This window comes from Motilimonas eburnea, from assembly GCF_021295345.1.
GTDB lineage: Bacteria > Pseudomonadota > Gammaproteobacteria > Enterobacterales > CBDFNC01 > Motilimonas > Motilimonas eburnea.
Genome location: NZ_JAIMJB010000013.1, coordinates 88,290 through 106,505, shown reverse-complemented (window position 1 = coordinate 106,505; position 18,216 = coordinate 88,290). Strand labels below are relative to the sequence as shown.

Annotated in this window: 19 protein-coding genes and 1 riboswitch; of the genes, 7 read left to right on the top strand and 12 right to left on the bottom strand. The window is 45.1% G+C overall.

All coding sequences use genetic code 11. The features are described from left to right. The first annotated feature begins 3 nt into the window (after nt 1-3). The 4 genes from K6Y21_RS13940 (at nt 4) to K6Y21_RS13925 (ending at nt 4,276) form a co-directional block, all read left to right on the top strand. Entirely contained in the window at nt 4-1,644 is a 1,641-nt protein-coding gene (locus K6Y21_RS13940; protein WP_233072451.1) for a BatD family protein, read from the top strand. Between the two features lie 19 nt (nt 1,645-1,663). After that, nucleotides 1,664-2,236, top strand: coding sequence for a sigma-70 family RNA polymerase sigma factor (locus K6Y21_RS13935; protein ID WP_233072450.1), 573 nt, complete (start codon nt 1,664-1,666; stop codon nt 2,234-2,236). Then, nucleotides 2,236-2,946 carry a DUF3379 family protein gene (locus K6Y21_RS13930; protein WP_233072449.1) on the top strand — a complete coding sequence of 237 codons (711 nt, stop codon included), beginning with the start codon at nt 2,236-2,238 and terminating at the stop codon, nt 2,944-2,946. The genes K6Y21_RS13935 and K6Y21_RS13930 overlap by 1 nt, the downstream gene beginning before the upstream one ends. A 118-nt stretch (nt 2,947-3,064) precedes the next feature. Continuing rightward, nucleotides 3,065-4,276: an EAL and HDOD domain-containing protein gene (locus tag K6Y21_RS13925; protein WP_233072448.1), complete on the top strand. Its 1,212-nt coding sequence runs from the start codon at nt 3,065-3,067 to the stop codon at nt 4,274-4,276. 349 nt (nt 4,277-4,625) lie between these two features. On the opposite strand, the gene K6Y21_RS13920 is transcribed toward K6Y21_RS13925, so the two are convergent. Beyond that, complete coding sequence (locus K6Y21_RS13920; protein WP_233072447.1) at nt 4,626-6,203, bottom strand: Na+/H+ antiporter NhaC family protein; 1,578 nt, start codon at nt 6,201-6,203, stop codon at nt 4,626-4,628. 38 nt (nt 6,204-6,241) lie between these two features. Continuing rightward, a riboswitch (Lysine riboswitch) is annotated at nt 6,242-6,414 on the bottom strand. Nucleotides 6,415-7,027: 613 nt separating this feature from the next. Here K6Y21_RS13920 and K6Y21_RS13915 point away from each other — a divergent pair. Further along, complete coding sequence (locus K6Y21_RS13915; RefSeq protein ID WP_233072446.1) at nt 7,028-7,420, top strand: H-NS family histone-like protein; 393 nt, start codon at nt 7,028-7,030, stop codon at nt 7,418-7,420. A gap of 58 nt (nt 7,421-7,478) precedes the next feature. Here K6Y21_RS13915 and galE read toward each other — a convergent pair whose 3' ends face one another. From galE to queE, 3 genes are all read right to left on the bottom strand, one after another. Then, a complete protein-coding gene (gene galE / locus K6Y21_RS13910) occupies nt 7,479-8,489 on the bottom strand; it encodes a UDP-glucose 4-epimerase GalE (RefSeq protein WP_233072445.1) in 1,011 nt (336 codons plus the stop codon). Nucleotides 8,490-8,652: 163 nt separating this feature from the next. Continuing rightward, the gene (locus K6Y21_RS13905) at nt 8,653-8,883 is read right to left on the bottom strand and encodes a DUF3820 family protein (protein ID WP_233072444.1); all 231 of its coding nucleotides are present in this window, start codon (nt 8,881-8,883) and stop codon (nt 8,653-8,655) included. Next, complete coding sequence (gene queE, locus K6Y21_RS13900) at nt 8,883-9,560, bottom strand: 7-carboxy-7-deazaguanine synthase QueE (RefSeq protein ID WP_233072443.1); 678 nt, start codon at nt 9,558-9,560, stop codon at nt 8,883-8,885. The genes K6Y21_RS13905 and queE overlap by 1 nt, the downstream gene beginning before the upstream one ends. Before the next feature lie 67 nt (nt 9,561-9,627). Here queE and queC point away from each other — a divergent pair, with 67 nt between their 5' ends. Next, entirely contained in the window at nt 9,628-10,284 is a 657-nt protein-coding gene (gene queC, locus K6Y21_RS13895; RefSeq protein ID WP_233072442.1) for a 7-cyano-7-deazaguanine synthase QueC, read from the top strand. A gap of 108 nt (nt 10,285-10,392) precedes the next feature. Here queC and K6Y21_RS13890 read toward each other — a convergent pair whose 3' ends face one another. Further along, nucleotides 10,393-10,977 (bottom strand): tRNA-uridine aminocarboxypropyltransferase, encoded by a 585-nt coding sequence (locus K6Y21_RS13890; RefSeq protein WP_233072441.1) that lies wholly within the window; start codon nt 10,975-10,977, stop codon nt 10,393-10,395. Here K6Y21_RS13890 and rrtA point away from each other — a divergent pair. Continuing rightward, entirely contained in the window at nt 10,976-11,587 is a 612-nt protein-coding gene (rrtA, locus tag K6Y21_RS13885) for a rhombosortase (RefSeq protein ID WP_233072440.1), read from the top strand. The two genes, K6Y21_RS13890 and rrtA, sit on opposite strands and share 2 nt — an antisense overlap. A gap of 14 nt (nt 11,588-11,601) precedes the next feature. Here rrtA and pyrF read toward each other — a convergent pair whose 3' ends face one another. The 7 genes from pyrF to fbp form a co-directional block, all read right to left on the bottom strand. After that, nucleotides 11,602-12,303 carry an orotidine-5'-phosphate decarboxylase gene (gene pyrF / locus K6Y21_RS13880; RefSeq protein WP_233072439.1) on the bottom strand — a complete coding sequence of 234 codons (702 nt, stop codon included), beginning with the start codon at nt 12,301-12,303 and terminating at the stop codon, nt 11,602-11,604. A gap of 1 nt (nt 12,304) precedes the next feature. Beyond that, nucleotides 12,305-13,474 carry a lipopolysaccharide assembly protein LapB gene (gene lapB / locus K6Y21_RS13875; protein ID WP_233072438.1) on the bottom strand — a complete coding sequence of 390 codons (1,170 nt, stop codon included), beginning with the start codon at nt 13,472-13,474 and terminating at the stop codon, nt 12,305-12,307. 6 nt (nt 13,475-13,480) lie between these two features. Beyond that, nucleotides 13,481-13,768: a LapA family protein gene (locus K6Y21_RS21205; RefSeq protein ID WP_233072437.1), complete on the bottom strand. Its 288-nt coding sequence runs from the start codon at nt 13,766-13,768 to the stop codon at nt 13,481-13,483. A gap of 122 nt (nt 13,769-13,890) precedes the next feature. Next, nucleotides 13,891-14,181, bottom strand: a complete 291-nt coding sequence (gene ihfB / locus K6Y21_RS13865; RefSeq protein ID WP_233072436.1) for an integration host factor subunit beta — start codon at nt 14,179-14,181, stop codon at nt 13,891-13,893. A 214-nt stretch (nt 14,182-14,395) separates the two neighbouring features. After that, nucleotides 14,396-16,072 (bottom strand): 30S ribosomal protein S1, encoded by a 1,677-nt coding sequence (gene rpsA / locus K6Y21_RS13860; protein ID WP_233072435.1) that lies wholly within the window; start codon nt 16,070-16,072, stop codon nt 14,396-14,398. A 124-nt stretch (nt 16,073-16,196) separates the two neighbouring features. Further along, on the bottom strand, nt 16,197-16,886 hold the full coding sequence (gene cmk / locus K6Y21_RS13855) for a (d)CMP kinase (protein WP_233072434.1): 690 nt from the start codon (nt 16,884-16,886) through the stop codon (nt 16,197-16,199). Nucleotides 16,887-17,113: 227 nt separating this feature from the next. Then, on the bottom strand, nt 17,114-18,127 hold the full coding sequence (gene fbp / locus K6Y21_RS13850; protein WP_233072484.1) for a class 1 fructose-bisphosphatase: 1,014 nt from the start codon (nt 18,125-18,127) through the stop codon (nt 17,114-17,116). Nucleotides 18,128-18,216 lie beyond the last annotated feature (89 nt).

Genomic DNA, 18,216 nt, shown 5'->3' with positions numbered 1-18,216 from the left:
TCCGTGAAACAAGCAATCAAAATAGTAACGTATGTTTTATTAGTTTGGTGTGGACTTGGCGCTAGCTACAGTTGGGCGGCGCTGCAAGCCAGTGTTAGCCAAAATCCCGTCTACGTTGGAGAAATATTTACCCTTGAAGTAGCCAGCGATAAAAGTCTCGATCCTGATGAACTCAGCACTAAGGAGCTTGAAGCCAGCTTTGACGTCTTTCGCCCTTCCGTGAGTCGGCAAAAATCTTACGTCAATGGCACCTTAACCAGCAGTACCCGCTGGACCATATCCTTACTGGCTAAGCAAGCAGGACAAGTCATCATCCCCCCTCTCACCATAGCAGGGGAAACCACGCAGCCAATTAAGCTCACGGTGTTAGATGAGAAGCAGCAAGCCAATCATCAACAAGCGGACGATGTTTGGATGGAATCAAGCGTCAGCCACAACCAAGTTTATGTCGGTCAACAACTGATCTACACCGTTGATTTATATATTGGCGCCATGCTGGAAAATGCTAACTTACAAGCACCTAGCCTAACAGGCGCTCAAGTGGTGCAATTAGGCAGCGACGAGAAGCAAATGGTGGTCAAAAATGGCGTGAAGTATCAAAAAATTACCCGTAAATTTGCCATCACCCCAAAACAAGCCGGTGACGTGACCATTACGGGTGCTAGGCTAACGGGTGAGCTGTATAAAACCGTTGCTACGAACGGTTTTCGCAGTCGCACCGTGCGGCAAGTGGTAGACATTAATAGTGGTGATGTCACCCTTAAGGTCAAAGCCAAACCCAGTGAGATCAAGGACAAGGACTGGTTAGTCAGTAGTGAAGTCTTACTCAGTGAGCAATTACAAGACGATGCCGTTAACTTAACCGTGGGTCAGCCGATTACCCGCACTTTTACCTTGATCGCCACCAATACAGGCGAGCAAGCCCTGCCCAAGATCGCGTTTAATTACCCGGCTAGTGTGCGCATTTATCCGGATAAAGATGAAGTCAGCAGCTTTATTCATCAAGGCACCGCCTTTGCCCAGCGCATCAGCAGCCATGCGATTATCGCCGAGCAGGCCGGAGAGCTAGTATTGCCCGAAGTGTCGGTCCCTTGGTGGAACAGCGAAACCGATAAACTGGAATACGCCATTGTGCCAGCGCGCACCATCCAAGTGTTACCCAACCCTAATGCTAGCGAGACGCCGATACCGTCGGTTCAACCTACCACAACACAAGGAAGCAGCCCGGGCTTTTGGCCTTATACCACTCTCTTATTTGCTCTACTTTGGTTAGCCACCTTAGCGTTATGGCTTTACCAAAGGCATGGCCAAGGTATAAACGCTGCGACTCAATCAGCGAAGGGTAAATCAGCAAAAAGACATGCTCATATTGATAACGTCGATAAGGCGTTAGTGGTAGCAGTGAAAACCAATGATCCACGTCAAGCTTGGCAAGCACTTCAACCTTGGGCACAGCACCACTGGCCCAACATCAACGGCGTCAGCCAACTACCCGTGTCAGCTGAACTACAATTGGCCATACAAGAGTTGGAACTGTGTATTGCCAAAAATCAGCCTTGGCAAAACCAAGCTATGCTCGCTGCGCTTAAGCAGTCAAAACAGCGCAGTGCATCAGCTACACTGCCGCCAATGAACCCTACTTAGGCATAAGGCGTTTTTTTACATGCTAAATGGATTTTTCGGAAAGAAAAAAGTCAGTCGCACGGTCATAGATGATATGGCTAATAAACAAAAACGCTACGAGGCCCTAGTACAGGCCTATCATAGCGATATCTACCGATACGCGTACTGGTTGTGCCGCGACCAGCATATTGCAGAAGACATAGTGCAAGACACTTTTCTGCGAGCTTGGCGGGCATTGGATTCTTTACAAGACGAAAAGGCAGCTAAAGCTTGGCTGATCACCATCTTACGCCGTGAAAACGCCAGACGGTTTGAACGGAAACAATTTGAGCTGGTTGATCTTGAGACGGAAGCCATGGTGGATAACGAACAAGAAGGCAGCGAGCACACCATGGAAAGTGAATGGCTTCACCGACAAATTGACAAGTTGCCTCAAGAATATAAAACGCCTTTGTTGCTGCAAGTCGTGATGGGGTTGTCCGGTGATGAAATCGCCGACCAGCTTGGGTTGAATAAAAACACCGTGATGACACGATTGTTCCGTGCGCGCAATCAATTAAAAGAGGCGCTTGACAGTGACCCTAAAAACAAACAAATCGGGAGGGCAAAATAATGGATGAGTTAGAATTTCGTCGGCGCGTGTTAAGTGACCCTCATGATCTCGATGAAGAATTGCTTGATGCCGCCCTTGCGGATAAAAATAAGCGTAAGTACCTTGACGACATGAAACAGTTTGATAAGCAGCTTGAAGCAGGCTTAAAAGACATTCCTGTGCCAGAGGGCTTGGCTGATCGGATCTTGCTAAACCAGTCATTTGAGCAGTTTCAAGATAAACAAAAGACCCAGCGTTGGCATATCGCACTCGCAGCGTCCATTGCGTTTATTATCGGCTTAAGTGTCAACCTGATCCAACTGCCTAATACGCCTAATATGGGTGAAGTCGCGATACAACATGTGCAAGATGAATGGCTGTTTACCGAGCAAATCAATGAAAATGCCGATCTTAATGCGGTTAATGCCAAATTGGTTAAATATGGCGGCGCACTGCAACAAGAGCTAGGTCATATTTACTATGTCAATCACTGTTCATTTAATGGTGAGCCCGCATTGCACATCGTGATGGCGGGGGAGAAAAGTAAAGTCACCTTGTTTGTAGTGCCTAAATCAACGGGCTTGTCCATCGACCCCGTGTTTATCAAAGGCAACATGCGCGCCATGGTGATGCCGGTGCAAAACGCCAACTTAGTGATCGTGGCAGACAAAGCAGAGCCCGTCGCCAAACTAGAGCAAAAACTCGAAAGCAGTATTAATTGGTCAATTTAACCGCAATCATTCATGATAAAGTTAAGAAAGCAGAGCCAGCTCTGCTTTTTTCAGTTTGGTTTAAATTCACAATATTATATTATGCTTTTATCATTAAACCCTAGCTGTGTTGTGTTTTATGTACTCTTTTATTGCACGTCAACCTATTCTTAATACTCAAAAAAAGGTCATTGCCTATGAGTTATTATTTCGCGACAGTGCAGAAAATATTTTTCCTGATATTGACTCTGATGATGCCACTAAAAAGTTGGTTTCCGATAATGTGCTCAATGTTGGGTTTGATAAGATTGCCGATGAAAAAACCTGCTACATCAACTTTTCAAAACAAGCCATATTACAACAGCTCCCTCGCCTACTCAGTAAAAACAACTTGGTCATTGAGTTATTAGAAGACATTGAGCCTTGTGAATCATTACTTGAAGAAGTCATCGCACTACACCGACTGGGTTATCAATTGGCCCTTGATGATTTTCATTACCATACTCAGTGGCTGCCATATTTACCCTATATTAGCATCATCAAGTTTGATATTCGTCTGTCATCCTTTGAAGAAATTCGCAAGGTCATCGCCTTTACGCGTCAATATGACATCAAATACCTAGCCGAGAAAGTAGAGACCCTTGATGAGTTTGAACAGGCTAAAACCCTTGGCGTTGAAATGTTTCAAGGGTATTTTTTCAGCCGTCCTGAGATATTTAAACAAAAGGCCCTCGCGCCCAGTCAATTGGTTGTGCTCGAGTTATTAAATGAAATCGCTAAACCAGATTTAAACTTTAACAGAATCGAAGGTATTTTTGTTCGTGATGTCACGTTGTCATACAAACTGCTGATGTTTGTTAATAAACAAATCAAATCCAATGCAAAACCCATTGCCTCATTTAAACAGGCCGCCGTTTACTTAGGTGAGCAACAACTGAAAAAGTTTATTTCTCTGGTGGCAACGTCCCTATCTAAACAAGATAAACCGTCCGAGCTCTATTTAATGTCGGTTATACGCGCCCGATTTTGCGAACGTGTCTTCACTGAAGTCAACCCAAATGACGCACAACAAGCCTTTTTAACCGGGTTATTTTCATTACTGGACAGCTTACTAGATCAACCATTAACAGCCTTACTGGCTGAAGTACAATTAAACGCCGCGATCACTCAAGCCCTTACTGAACGCCAGGGGCCATTAGGCCATTGTTTAAATTGCATCGAGCACTTCGAACATGGAAGGTGGCAACAAATTAGTGAAAGTGGCCAATTGATTGGATTGAAACAAGAGCAGTTAGCCCAGATTTATTTGGAATCGTTGTCTTGGGCTAAAACGTTTCATATTTCTGAATAGGGCCTGTTGATCTTTCGTGCTGGTTTTTGCAGCGATTTGTTGGGTATTTATACTAGGCAGCGGCTTTGTGGCATAGTCACCTACGCGAAAAGGCGCTAACGCAGTAGAAATGACCAACAAACGCAGTCCTACGGATTCGGCTAAAAGCGTTTTGTTCGTCGTTGAGCAGTATTTACTTAGAATGCTAAGCTTCACACTGCTCGTCTTGCCCAAAACGCTTTTAGACAGGGTGTCTCCCACTCGAACAAAAATCAACCATCAAAGATAAACAGGCCCTAATATCCCTTTCCTTTATCGACTAATAAACCGGCAGCCACACTCTAAACGTGTGTGGCTGCCAAGTATCAAGCTAGTTTTGTTGGGCTAATTTCGCCTGTGAACGTTTGAGTTGGTATAAACACCCTACAACCGTTAGCAACATTAAGGCGACTGCCACGCCTAATCCTAACCATGCAGAGCCGCTCATGCCCAATACAAGGTAGCCGACAAAACTCACTTTTGCGGCTAAAAGCGCATAAGGTAACTGAGTAACAACATGATCGATGTGGTGACAGCTTGCCCCAGTAGATGACAAAATGGTGGTATCAGAAATCGGTGAACAGTGATCACCAAACACCGCGCCAGCAAGCACACTGGCCATGGCAGGCAGTAATAAACTGGTGTCTGCACCCATGGCTAAATCAGCAGCGATGGGCAGCATAATCCCAAAAGTGCCCCAACTGGTGCCCGTAGCAAAGGCCATAAAGCCAGCCAACAAAAACAGTAATGCAGGAATATAGGCCGTGCTAATATTACCGGTCACCAAAGAGGCCAAATACTTACCGGTTTCTAGCTGACTGATGACACTGGCCATAGACCAAGCAAAAAGCAAAATCACGATGGCCGGTAGCATAGAGCGTGCGCCCGTCACTAATGCTCCCAGTAATGTGTTAGCCGGTAATTGATTGCGTAACACCATAACAAGCGTGACTCCTAACCCTGCTAACCCACCGTACACAAGCGCACCGGTCGCATCGGTATTGGCAAACGCCTCGATCAAGCTAAATGGCCCTTCACTTGCCTTGGCACCCAGGTAGACAAGACTGAAGACGGTTGCCCCGACTAATGTCAAAATAGGCAGCAATAAATCAAGCATATGTGCTTGTACACCTTGATCTTTAGGCAAGGTTTCGCCCGCCGGCGTGCCTTTATCCTTAGCATAAAGCTGGCCCGTCAATGCGGCCTGCTCATGTTGTTTCATTGGCCCTAAATCCAACTTAAACCATGCGGTCAAGAGCACTAGCAATAGGGCTATCACAGCATAAAAATTCATGGGGGCCATGGTCATAAAGACGGTTAGCGGGTTAAGGTCGGTTAACTGATGAGTCGCCAATAAGCCACCTAAAATAGCGATGATATAAGCCCCCCAACTGGAAATGGGCATTAGAACGCACATAGGCGCTGCAGTGGAATCAAGCAAATACGCAAGCTTAGCTCTGGAAATGCGGTTTTGGTCAGTGATGGGTCGAGCGATACTGCCCACCGCTAAACTGTTAAAGTAATCATCGATAAAAATGAAAATCCCTAACAATACCGTCAGGATCTTAGCTCCGCGTTGATCGTTAATCCGCTTTGCAGCCCAGCAAGCGAAAGCCTGCGTCGCTCCCGAAAAGGTCATCAAACAGGTCATCATGCCTAGTAGCAATAAGAAAACAATGATGTCGATGTTCCATTTGTTGAGCGCGCCGTCTTGCCAGAATAGTGACAACAGGGTCGTCCCTACATATTCCATCGAATGGAGCAGGTCAAAATCAACGATCAAAACAGCGCCTACGGCGATGCCCAAACCCAAGGACAATAAGACACGACGAGTAATAATGGCAAGAAAAACCGCTAATACAGGAGGGATTAGCGATAAGGGTGATTCGGCTAGACTGGTTAATTCCATTGGCAACTTACTTTTTTAAATGAAGAGCCAAGCAAATTAGACGCGGTAGCTCTCCATAGTGGACACTATGACAGGGATAGACTTATTCAATGTATCCCCAGCTAAGTAGCGTTGATCACTGCCTTAACTTCGGCGTGCTTCCCTTTTACTCTAGCTCAACGGCATCACCCTAACTAAAGCGACTAATAAAGCACGCACCTCTACGATATAACACCAGAAAGTAACACCAAAGCAGAATAAAAACAAAGAATAATTCCGTTATTCATATTTTTATAATATAAAAATTGGTATCTAGCCAGTACAACGACGTCTCGGTTTCCTCATTCACTTTGTGAATCTAAAGGCCCCCGGCAAAACGCATGCATATCCCTCAACCATGGGTTGTTCATCGTTAAGCCAACGGCTAATTAAGACAAACGGTTTTAAATCGATTTGAAAAATGATACTTGTTTGCGAGGTAAATACTTTATATTACGCAGCCCGTTGGGCTCCCTTTCCTCATCCTTGCATCACGATTAAACAAAGATATATCCGTGTAGTTTGCTTGAATGAATGATTGTAAAGTCCCAATCATTGACTACTAACCTAACTAAAACGGGTTAAGGGTAAAGAGCAAAATGATATTTAAACTTTGCTACTTTTGCTGGTAATTAAACTGACAACAACACCACAACTAGGCTGATGCATTAGCCCAATTTAAATGAATCCATATGGAATTATCCTAAATCATAAAAAACAGAATATATTCAGTCTACTTAGACTAGAAATTATCACTACTTCGTTCTATATTGTAGGCACTCTCACATTAATAAATGGTAACTAAAATGAGCGATGTAATTAAAGCACTATTAAATGCCCGTAGCTTAAAGGCAGCAAGTAAAGATCTTACGCTAGAGCAATTAGAAGAATCATTAGCTAAATTCACTAAAATCGTAGAAGAAAGAAAGTCTGAAGAAGCGGCGGCGCGTGCTGCTAATGAAGAAAAGCTACGTAAACTAGAAGAATATAAAGAAATGCTTAAGGCTGACGGCATTGATCCCACTGAGCTGTTAGGCACTGTAGTAAAAGAGACTAAAAAGCGCGAACCTCGCCCAGCCAAATACCAATACCGTGATGAGCAAGGTGAGCTACGCCAATGGACAGGTCAGGGTCGCAAGCCTAAACCAATTCAAAAAGCAATTGATGAAGGTAAAACCCTTGACGACTTCTTAATTTAATTAACCTGTTTCGTCAGCAATAAAAAAAGGCCTTTCGGCCTTTTTTATTGCTCTTTTTTTATTTGTACCCGCTGGGGTTGTTTGATTGCCAGCGCCAGCCATCTAAGGTCATATCTTCGATGGTTTTTTCCGCTTGCCAATCTAACTCTTGCTTAGCAAATTGAGGGTCTGCATAACACGTGGCAATATCACCAGGGCGACGCGGTGATATTTGATAAGGGATCTCCTTGCCACTGGCTTTAGCAAATGCCGCCACCATGTCTAATACGGAATAACCTTGTCCTGTTCCTAGATTATAAGTCGCAAGCCCAGGTTTTTGTGCTAATTTCGCAACCGCTTTAACATGCCCCTTGGCTAAATCGACCACATGGATATAATCACGCACCCCCGTACCGTCTGGCGTGTCGTAGTCATTACCAAATACATTTAAATGGAGTAATTTACCGACTGCGACTTGGGCAATATACGGCATTAAGTTATTTGGAATACCGTTGGGATCTTCGCCGATGGTGCCACTAATATGCGCGCCAACGGGATTAAAGTAACGCAAGTTGATAATGTTCCACTGCGGATCGCTGCGATATAAGTCACCCAGTATTTCTTCAATAAAGAGTTTACTGCGGCCATAAGCATTGGTGGCTGAAGTAGGAAAATTCTCAGTGATAGGCACCGTTGCGGGATCGCCGTAAACGGTGGCCGATGAACTAAATACGATATTTTTGACATTATGTTTTGCCATGACCTGACAAAGGGTCACGGTACCACTGATATTGTTATCGTAATAAGTCAGAGGTATTTGTGTTGATTCCCCGACCGCTTTCAGACCAGCAAAGTGGATCACACTATCAAACTGATATTGGCTAAATAATTTATCTAACCCGGCCTGATCGCGAATATCTAATTCATGAAAAGGTATGTTTTTCCCTGTAATAGCTTCAACGCGATTGAGAGATTCGACATTTGAGTTGCAGAGGTTATCAATCACCACCACGTCATAATCTGCATTTAATAGCTCTACTAAGGTATGGCTGCCGATATAGCCGGCGCCACCTGTGATTAGAATACTCACTTATCTCTCCGTTTATATGTGTATTGGAAATGACAAAATGGCTGGGTCAGCTCAACGCCAGCAACGCGAACTCAAGGTTGCAACCAATTTGACTTTAACTTGATTGTATTACAGCTCGGCGATGATGTAACTAGTGCATCCGAAATACCCGCGGCACATTAGGTTAGTTTTGCTGGCCTAACAAGATAGGCTTTAGCATGGTTTCTAAGCCGTTTAGCTTCACTTCATAAGCCAAGGCTAGTTGTTTTCCCAGTAAGCCTTGCGGAAACCCTTGCTGAGAAAACCACACCAAATAGGGCTCAGGTAAATCGATTAACCTTACTCCTTTATACTTGCCAAAGGGCATGGTTTGTAGCAAGGCTTGTTTCATCGCCGCAATCGTTTGCTGGTCCATTAATCGATACCTAAGTATTTATGGGTTTGAATTGAGAGTCGCCAATTTCTTTCGATGCAAGTGTCCATGGCGAGCTTAGTTGCGCGAGGTTTTTGACTGATAGGCTGTAGACAAATCTGCGGCATTTGCTGCCATTGACACTGGGCCAGTAACGCGTCCAACGCGTCGATGTCTTTGTCGGTGGCAACAGGGTGTTTGATTTCATTGGCCCTAAGCAGTGCATCTTGACGCACGGCTAAACCGCCCTTCATCTTAACCTTAGGTGACACGGTGACATAAGCTCGATCATCAACCTTAACCTCATAGGTTCCACTGGTTTCTATCTGGCACTGATAGCCGAGATCGCTAAGGTGCTGGGTTAGCTCGGTTAGATCATACATACAAGGCTCACCGCCTGTGATCACCACGTGTTTCGCTGTATAACCTAAACGCTTAAATTCGGCTAATACTTGCTCAGCATTGGCATCGGCCCAAGCATCGGACTCATTGCTCTTGTCGGTCACACGCTCAAGCTGAGTTTGTTGCTCAAGGGATATTTGCCAAGTATGTTGGGTGTCGCACCAAGGACAGCCAACATCACACCCTTGCAGGCGCACAAAAATAGCTGGCACACCGGTAAATACCCCTTCGCCTTGAATGGTTTGAAAGATTTCGTTGATCCGATATGCTTGAGCCATTGGTTTATACACCTGTTTTGCGTAAAATCGAGGGTTATATGTGAATAATAAGCGAAACTCAAGACTTATGAGCAAAAAAGTAGTCGTCATTTACTCGGGTGGCATGGATTCTTACACCGTATTAAACAAAGCCATTCAACAGGGCCATGAGGTGTATGCGTTAACCTTCAATTATGGTCAGCGTCATGTCAAAGAAGTGCAAGTTGCCAGCGATTATTGCCAGCGCCAAGGCATTAACCATAAAGTGGTTGATATCTCTGCTATCAATGAGCTTATCGGTGGCTCTTCCCTGACCTCTGATATTGCTATCCCCGAAGGCGATTATGATAAAGCCAATATGACCTCAACCGTGGTGCCCAACCGCAATATGATTTTGTTGTCTATGGCGATTGGCTATGCGGTTTCCATCAAGGCAGAGCAAGTCATGTATGGCGCTCATGGCGGTGATCACGATATATACCCCGACTGTCGCCCTGAATTTGTCAAACGCATGAATGATGTGGCGCTGATTGCCAATTACGAGCCCATTGAAATTGTCACGCCCTACCTCACTGTGAGCAAAAACGATATCTTACAAGATGGTTTAAGCATGGGGCTGGATTACCAATACACTTGGACTTGCTATAACGGCCGAGAAAAAGCCTGTGGTCAATGCGGCGCTTGTAAGGAGCGCCTTGCCGCTTTTGCTAGTCAAGGCAAAACCGATCCGCTCGCCTACGAATAGCGCTTTTTGAAATAGTTTTGTAGGAACAACTTTGATGTGTGGGAGCCCCAGTGATGGGGCGATTTTGTGGCTGAATCTCACAATTTTATCGCTGCATGACTGCAGCTCCTACTTATACCTCTCTCGGCGCACGCTTGGCGGCATTTGCTGTAGCTGAAAATCTATCATGGCGTCAAACGCACTCAATAACGACGTAAACTTGCTTTCACTGCCTTCAAGCTGACTCATTAAGTAGAAACCCGCCTCCACACTGGATACGCCCTGCGATTTGGTTGATTTACGAATGCGATATTGACTGGGTTGCTTCACCTCTATCCCAACTTTGGGGAGTTGCTGTAAGGCAGGGTTAAGCTGGAGCAATCGAAATGCTTTTTTCCAGCTGCCATCAAGTAAAATAAACTGGCTGTTGCTGCCAAACTGACCAGATCTGGCACTCACTACTGGCTCAGTGGAGGGATACAATAAGTAAGTGGGCGCGGCCTCTAAATAAGTTAACGGCAGGGTTTCACTGCAAATCAGTTCACTGTTAGTTAAGCTCAGACTTAAGATCCTAGCGCTGCCCACTGCTTTGTTTGCTTCACTGGGATGCTGTAAGATGAGCAACTTATATTGATTGTTGATGGTGGTAATAAGCTGACAAATACAGGCAACTTGTGCCTTATTGCAGCGAACACACCACGGCCGTTGAGACATGACATTCCTTACTGGAGCTAACGAGTTAATGCGCACTTGCCTGTTGCCCCTTGGTATTACCCTAGCCCTGATGGGATTAACCCACGCTTTTCAGCCTTGGAGCGAACACTGGCTGATATTCTACCGCCCTGAGCTGCCAGCTCAAGTTTGGCGTTTTTTAACCGCTTCGCTATGCCATACCAATACCAACCACCTACTGGTCAACAGTCTAGGTTTAGTGATAATTTGGTTGTTATTTAAGCGTCATTTTAATTGGCTAAATCTGACCAGCTTGCTTATTTTGACTAGTTTAGCTGTGGGCTTGACCCTTTGGTTATTCGATCCCGATGTAGTTTGGTATGTGGGCTTGTCGGGCACTTTACATGGCTTATTTTGTTACGGTGCATGTAAAGACGTGGAATGCAAAATTCGCTTTGGTTGGCTGCTTTGTATTGGCGTCGCCATAAAATTGGCCCTAGAGCAATGGGGGCCGCCGCAGCAGGCAATGGCGGAGATGATTGACGCCAATGTGCTGGTTAATGCCCATTTATATGGCGCCATCGCTGGCGTGGCTTACTACTTTGGAATGCGCTATTTAACAGGTCAAAAGACTAAGCTATCGCCTGATTAAATAGCGCGGCGAGTTTACACGCTCAATGTTTGATTTATTTCTGCTAAGACTTGCGCGGGATTCGCGGCTTGGGTGATTGGACGACCTATCACTAAGTAATGAGAGCCTGCTGCAATGGCTTCAGCTGGCGTCATGATACGACGTTGATCACCAGCATCACTGCCAGCTGGGCGAATACCTGGCGTGATCAGCTTAAAATCAGCGCCTAGGGTTTGACGCAACATACTGGCTTCTTGCGCCGAGCACACAACCCCATCTAAACCCGACTCTTGAGTTAAACTGGCCAAGCGTTTTACGTGATCTTGCGGCGTAACATTAATACCGATTTCTGCTAAGTCTTGCTGCTCCATACTGGTTAGCACGGTGACTGCAATCAGCAAAGGCGCATCCTTGCCGTAGCTTTCTAGGGATGCTTTAGCCGCTTCCATCATGCGTCGGCCACCACTGGCATGCACGTTAACCATCCAAACCCCGAGATCCGCTGAAGCAGCCACGGCTTTTGCCACTGTGTTTGGAATATCGTGGAATTTCAAATCAAGAAAAAGATCAAATTTTCGATCGACAATTTGTTTAACAAAACTGGGTCCAAAATGGGTAAACATTTCTTTACCAATTTTTAAACGACAACTGGCTGGATCAATTTGATCAATAAAATTTAACGCTGCATGTTGATCGGCATAATCAAGGGCAACGACTACTTTTGGGTCTAACTGCATTTTATTCTCCATCTAATCCACGTATCGGTTTTACTGAGCCCCAAGTTTTACAAGAAGGGCATTGCCAAAAAATTGAACGAGTGGCAAAACCGCACTTACGGCAGCGGCATTTAGGGCTCATTTTTAACTGTTCTAATACTAACTTTCTTAAACTATCTAAACTGGTTTTAGCGCGGCCTTCTTCGGCGAGTTCAAGATGATAAACCATCAGCTGATAAAAGCCTTTCATGGTTGGGTTTTTCACTAATTGTTTGGCTACCGCATCCTCACCACTTTCAGGGCCTTGATGCTCAGCAATATATTGCGCGATTTTAATGCCTACGCTCGCTCCTGCCCCTTTGTGCCATGCTTGGTCGAGCCATTCAATCAAGCCTGGTTGATCATCATAAGCATTAAAACACAGCGCCAAACGTTCAATTATTTCACTTACAAAATCAATATCCTGTTCAGCTACTTGAGACAAGTATTTTACGGCTTGCTTATAGTCTTGTTGCTCTATATACAGATCAGCTAACCCGATGCTGGCACGTACGCACCTTGGGTCGACTTGCAATGCTTTTTTAAGTTCAGCAATGGCTTGCTTATTTTCTTTATTTTGATGGGCTTCATTTGCCAACTCACAGTGAAAATGCGCAATATCGCGAACCGCGGTCTTCACTTGGCACTTCTGTAGTTGTTGTGCCACTTTAATCGCTTTACGCCATTCTTTGGTTTGCTGATAAATCTGTAATAGTTGCTGTAATGATTGAACTTTATAGTCCGGCTCAAGCACTAACTGAAGAAATAAAGCCTCACTGCGATCAATTAGGCCCGCAGCGGTATAATCTTTGGCTAACTGCAGCATCGCCAAATGCTTTTGCTCTGCTGTCAAAGAAGGACGTGCTATCAAATTTTGGTGGATACGTATGGCCCTATCGACCTCACCTCGCTGACGAAATAGATTGCCAAGGGCCAGGTGGGTTTCGATAGTTTCACTGTCAACTTCGAGTAAGTCGATAAAAAGATCAACCGCCTTGTCGGGCTGATCACTCAGTAGAAAGTTAAGCCCTGTCACGTAATCGCGACTGAGCTTATTGGAATGTCTTTGCTCACTCTGATGAAGCCCTCGCCGCCCCATATACCAGCCATAACCCGCGGCAATGGGTAACAACAGAAATAGCAGCTCAAGCATTGAGGTTTAATCCTTAAGCGGAAGCTTCCTTAAATGTGCCAATTCTTCGCTTTGCCGGGTCACTTTCTTCGTTAGGCGTCGGTTGCTGATTTTCAACTTAAGGTACAGCATACTGCTAATCCCTGCTCCTAGCGCAAATGCAATACCAAAGGTAATGGCGATCAGCACGGATAAGCGAATGTCAGATTGTGCAATGAGATAATTAAAGGTCACTACCACGTCATTCTTTAAACCAACGAAGATAGCAACAGCAAATAGGAGTGCGAGAAAAATAAAGGTTAATAGCGCTTTCACTTGGCCTCCCCAAGCCCATCAAAAAGTAACACTAAAAGAATCGCTAGATTACACTAAATCCAGCTCGTATCCTATTGTTGGGCAATAAAAAACGGCACTAGGCCGTTTCTCAGTAATCTGTATTATGCACCTAGGCTAGCGTTGACACGCTCTCTTAACTCTTTGCCAGGTTTAAAATGTGGTACATATTTACCATCTAACTCTACTTTCTCACCCGTTTTAGGGTTGCGGCCAACGCGAGGGGCACGATAGTGTAGAGAAAAGCTACCAAAACCTCGGATCTCGATGCGATCGCCTGAGGCGAGAGTTTCAGTCATTTGTTCTAGGATTTCTTTGATCGCTAGTTCAACTTCTTTAGCAGAAAGTTGCAAATGTTTGCTAGTGAGTCGTTCGATGAGATCTGACTTTGTCATAGTGGCTCCCATGGGTTAAAAACTGTTTATGCTACTGGTTGCGATGATAGCTACGCATAGCTTACGCTGATAGTTACGTGTATGCAGAAACAATAAGAGGGGCAAAGCCCCTCTTCTGACTCTGTAACTACTTATTCAGTAACTATTTTTTAGTTTACTCTAAGTAGCCCAGTTTACAAATAACAGGGTATAAAAATTTACCCTTTATTTATAATTAGTCGTTTTTAGCCGCTTTGAAAGCTTCAGCCATTGCGTTGCTGAATGCGCCTTCGTCTTGCTGCTTGCTGTTTAGGCCTTCGATAGCTGCTTTTTCTTCAGCTTCATCCTTAGCACGAACAGATAGGCTAACAACACGGTTCTTACGGTCAACACCAACAAACTTAGACTCTAGATCGTCGCCTACAGAAACAACAGTGGTTGCATCTTCAACGCGGTCACGAGAGATATCAGCTACACGGATGTAACCTTCAACGCCTTCAGCAAGCTCAAGTTTAGCGCCTTTCGCGTCAACTTCGATAACTTTACCTACTACTACTGCGCCTTTCTTCTTGTCAGCGATGTAGTTGTTGAATGGGTCTTCAGCGATTTGCTTGATACCTAGGCTGATGCGCTCGCGCTCTGGATCTACTTGTAGAACCACAGCTTCGATTTCGTCGCCTTTCTTGAATTCACGTACTGCTTCTTCACCCGCTACGTTCCAGCTGATGTCAGATAGGTGAACTAGACCGTCGATACCGCCGTCAAGACCGATGAAGATACCGAAGTCAGTGATAGACTTGATCTTACCGCTAACACGATCACCTTTGTTGTGCGTGCTAGAGAAAGATTCCCATGGGTTAGCAATACATTGCTTAAGACCAAGAGAAATACGACGACGCTCTTCGTCGATATCAAGAACCATAACTTCAACATTGTCACCCACGTTAACCACTTTAGATGGGTGGATGTTTTTGTTAGTCCAATCCATTTCAGAAACGTGAACTAGACCTTCAACGCCTTCTTCGATTTCAACGAAACAGCCGTAGTCAGTTAGGTTAGTTACGCGACCAGTCAGCTTAGTGCTTTCTGGGTAACGGTTAGCGATAGCTACCCATGGATCTTCGCCTAGCTGCTTAAGACCTAGTGACACACGAGTGCGCTCACGGTCAAACTTAAGCACTTTAACGTTGATTTCATCACCTACGTTAACGATTTCGCTTGGGTGCTTAACGCGTTTCCAAGCCATGTCAGTGATGTGTAGTAGACCGTCAACACCGCCAAGATCAACGAATGCACCGTAGTCAGTAAGGTTCTTAACGATACCTTTAACTGATTGGCCTTCTTGTAGGTTTTCAAGTAGTTCATCACGCTCTGCACTGTTTTCAGTTTCGATAACAGCACGACGAGAAACAACAACGTTGTTGCGTTTTTGGTCAAGCTTGATAACTTTGAATTCTAGGTCTTTGTACTCTAAGTGAGCCGTATCGCGAACTGGGCGAACGTCTACTAGAGAACCAGGTAAGAAAGCACGGATACCGTTTAGTTCAACAGTGAAACCGCCTTTAACTTTACCATTGATAACACCAATAACAGTTTCTTGCTCTTCGTAAGCTTTCTCAAGCACGATCCACGCTTCGTGGCGCTTCGCTTTTTCACGAGATAGCTGAGTTTCACCGAAACCGTCATCAGTTGCGTCTAGCGCTACGTCAACTTCGTCACCTACGCTTACTTCTAGCTCACCAGCCGCATTTTTGAACTGGTCAACAGAGATAGGAGATTCAGATTTAAGACCTGCATCTACAAGTACGATACCGTTTTCGATAGCAACGATAGTACCTTTGATGATCGCACCAGGGCGCGTTTCGATTTCGTTTAAAGACTCTTCAAAGAGTTGAGCAAAAGATTCAGTCATGTTATTAGACACTTTTAGTTAATGACAACCACTCATGTTCCATCGCGAGTGGGGTTGCTGTACAAAGTTCGTTCCATCCTTAGAACAAACATTAATAAGGCTGACACCACGCTAAACACGCAGCTTAAGCCATATTGAGATTCAATTTCTCATTCACAAAGGCAACGACCCTTGCAACAACTTGATCAATATCAAGTTCTGTTGAGTCGATGACCAATGCATCATCGGCTGGTTTCAGCGGCGCCACAGGTCTATTTCTATCTCTGTGATCTCGCTCTTCTATCTCAGCCAAAAGATGCGCGATATTAACATCAAAGCCCTTGACTTGCAATTGCTTATAACGTCGCTCGGCGCGCGCTTGCGCACTGGCATCAAGGAAGATTTTTACCGGGGCATCGGTAAATACCACGGTGCCCATGTCACGCCCGTCGGCAATCAGCCCGGGGGCTTCACGAAAACTGCGTTGGCGACGCAACAAGGCTTCTCTGACGCGAGGAAAAGCCGCCACTTTTGATGCCGCATTACCCGTTTCTTCGGTGCGCAATTCTCGGCTCACGTCTTCACCTTCGAGAAATACACGAACCCCCTCTGCGGTGGGTTTAAACACCACATCTAAATGCCCAGCCAGTAAAGACACGGCATCTTCATTGTCTAATTCAACATTGTGGTGTAGTGCTGCCAGTGCAAGCACACGATAAATTGCACCGCTATCTAATAAATGCCAGTTGAATTTTTCTGCCAACTTTTGACACAAGGTACCCTTACCTGAGCCACTTGGTCCATCAATTGTGATTACTGGGGCCTTCGCCACCATATAACGCCTCCATTACGCTCAATCTAAGCGTATCTTGTCCTGCTAATGGAGCTTGCCGAATAAGAAAACATCACGGAAATAAGGCAAACTGAAATAATCGCGGCAGATTATACCCAAGCCCCTCACCATCAGCTAGATTGAAACCAAGTTATGTGAAGGCATATGGATTTTTTACACTATCCTAAGGATATGCCTTGCACTAAGGCTAAATGCACTGTCCGAAAATATTATGATTGTTCAAACCGATCGCATTCAGCCAAAAACTGCTCCACCTTATCGACCATGTCCGTTGACCCGACAAAATAGGGTGAGCGTTGGTGTAGTTCACTGGGCACAATATCCATAATACGCACAGAACCATCACTGGCTTTGCCGCCAGCTTGCTCAGCTAAAAAAGCGATGGGGTTACATTCATATAACAAACGCAATTTACCTTGCGGCGCACTGGCTGTGGTTGGATATAAATAGATCCCCCCTTTGAGTAAATTCCGGTGAAAGTCTGACACTAACGAGCCAATGTAACGTGAGGTGTAAGGCCTATCATCCTCTGGCACTTGCTCTTGGCAAAATTTCAAATAGCGTTTTACGCCCAGCGGAAATTTAATGTAGTTACCTTCATTGATGGAATATATCCGCCCCTGTTTTGGCATGGTTAAATTTTCATGGGACAGGCAGAAGGTGCCGATAGAGGGATCAAGGGTAAACCCATGTACGCCATTGCCTGTGGTATAGACCAACATGGTGGATGAGCCATAAATCACATAGCCTGCGGCGATTTGTTTATGACCGGGTTGTAAAAAATCAGCCAAGGTGACTTCCGACCCGATAGGCGAAATGCGCTTATAAATAGAAAAAATGGTGCCTACGGAGACATTAACATCGATATTTGAGGAGCCATCTAACGGATCCATTAAGATCACGTATTTGCCATTTTTAGATTTGGTGCTTTGAAAAGCAACAAACTCTTCTTCTTCCTCTGACGCCACACCGCACACTTCACCGCGCGCTTCCATCGCGGCTTTAAACTTCTCATTGGCATAGACGTCTAATTTTTGCTGATCTTCACCTTGAACATTTTCGCCCCCTGCACTGCCGACGATGTCCACTAGGCCAGCCTTGTTGATCTCACGATTGACCACCTTTGCCGCCAACCTTATCGCCCCCAACAACTGACTTAAGCTGCCCGACGCATCAGGAAAATCCAGTTGCTTCTCAACAATAAATTCACCTAAAGTTTTCATTGGCTGTGACATTACGTTTACCTTCTCGATTATTGAATGACGTTTCCCTCGTTTTTAATCCTAGTATCAACCTTGACCTAGTGTGTGAG

What these genes read in the sequence shown, in the direction of transcription:
- ihfB (WP_233072436.1), bottom strand. Translation starts at nt 14,181, where the DNA reads ATGACAAAGTCAGATCTCATCGAACGACTCACTAGCAAACATTTGCAA.
- K6Y21_RS13920 (WP_233072447.1), bottom strand. Translation starts at nt 6,203, where the DNA reads ATGGAATTAACCAGTCTAGCCGAATCACCCTTATCGCTAATCCCTCCT.
- K6Y21_RS13925 (WP_233072448.1), top strand. Translation starts at nt 3,065, where the DNA reads ATGTACTCTTTTATTGCACGTCAACCTATTCTTAATACTCAAAAAAAG.
- cmk (WP_233072434.1), bottom strand. Translation starts at nt 16,886, where the DNA reads ATGGTGGCGAAGGCCCCAGTAATCACAATTGATGGACCAAGTGGCTCA.
- pyrF (WP_233072439.1), bottom strand. Translation starts at nt 12,303, where the DNA reads ATGCAGTTAGACCCAAAAGTAGTCGTTGCCCTTGATTATGCCGATCAA.
- queC (WP_233072442.1), top strand. Translation starts at nt 9,628, where the DNA reads ATGAGCAAAAAAGTAGTCGTCATTTACTCGGGTGGCATGGATTCTTAC.
- rpsA (WP_233072435.1), bottom strand. Translation starts at nt 16,072, where the DNA reads ATGACTGAATCTTTTGCTCAACTCTTTGAAGAGTCTTTAAACGAAATC.
- lapB (WP_233072438.1), bottom strand. Translation starts at nt 13,474, where the DNA reads ATGCTTGAGCTGCTATTTCTGTTGTTACCCATTGCCGCGGGTTATGGC.
- fbp (WP_233072484.1), bottom strand. Translation starts at nt 18,127, where the DNA reads ATGAAAACTTTAGGTGAATTTATTGTTGAGAAGCAACTGGATTTTCCT.
- K6Y21_RS13890 (WP_233072441.1), bottom strand. Translation starts at nt 10,977, where the DNA reads ATGTCTCAACGGCCGTGGTGTGTTCGCTGCAATAAGGCACAAGTTGCC.
- K6Y21_RS13905 (WP_233072444.1), bottom strand. Translation starts at nt 8,883, where the DNA reads ATGGACCAGCAAACGATTGCGGCGATGAAACAAGCCTTGCTACAAACC.
- K6Y21_RS13930 (WP_233072449.1), top strand. Translation starts at nt 2,236, where the DNA reads ATGGATGAGTTAGAATTTCGTCGGCGCGTGTTAAGTGACCCTCATGAT.
- rrtA (WP_233072440.1), top strand. Translation starts at nt 10,976, where the DNA reads ATGACATTCCTTACTGGAGCTAACGAGTTAATGCGCACTTGCCTGTTG.
- K6Y21_RS13915 (WP_233072446.1), top strand. Translation starts at nt 7,028, where the DNA reads ATGAGCGATGTAATTAAAGCACTATTAAATGCCCGTAGCTTAAAGGCA.
- K6Y21_RS13935 (WP_233072450.1), top strand. Translation starts at nt 1,664, where the DNA reads ATGCTAAATGGATTTTTCGGAAAGAAAAAAGTCAGTCGCACGGTCATA.
- queE (WP_233072443.1), bottom strand. Translation starts at nt 9,560, where the DNA reads ATGGCTCAAGCATATCGGATCAACGAAATCTTTCAAACCATTCAAGGC.